Annotated in this window: 1 protein-coding gene; it reads left to right on the forward strand. The window is 46.4% G+C overall.

Going from position 1 to position 651, the window contains the following annotated elements; all coding sequences use genetic code 11:
- Positions 1–649: MFS transporter (locus tag R8O11_RS28465; protein WP_318195025.1), on the forward strand; the 649-nt coding region annotated here is incomplete at its 5' end.
- Positions 650–651 lie beyond the last annotated feature (2 nt).

Genomic DNA, 651 nt, shown 5'->3' on the forward strand with positions numbered 1-651 from the left:
GCTTGTATTGCTTCAAACGATTCGGTTCCCGCCAGCGCATACTCAGCTATCGCATGTTAAAGCCGATACTATTAGTGACATCATAAGACGCCCGAACTTTATGATTGCTGTGTTAGCGGCAATGGTGGCTTATGCGGTGATGAATATTCTAATGACAGCGACGCCTTTGGCGATGATTGGTTGTGGTTTCGATTTCGACAAAGCCGCAGGTGTGATTGAGTGGCACGTGCTCGGCATGTTCGCTCCGGCCTTTATTACTGGTCGATTAATTGAGCAGTTCGGCGCAAAGAAAATGATCCTAGCGGGAGGTGTGCTGTTTATTGCTTGTATAGGGATTAACATTCATGGTGTGTCCATTTGGCACTTTAGCCTTGCCTTAGTTTTGTTGGGCGTAGGTTGGAACTTCATGTTTATCGCTGCAACGGGGCTGTTTAGCCAAAGTTACGAAGCGAAAAACCGCAGCAAAGCGCAGGCGTTTAATGAGTTCTTCGTGTTCAGCTGTGTCACCATTACTGCCTTACTTTCCGGCTGGCTTGAATCGACAGTCGGTTGGCAAAACCTGAACTTGTACGTTCTTCCGTTCGTATTGCTCGTGATTGTGATCTTTGCGATGAAAACGAATAACAAAACAGAATCCCAAATAGCCTAACT

Source organism: Vibrio sp. 1288 (assembly GCF_033344475.1).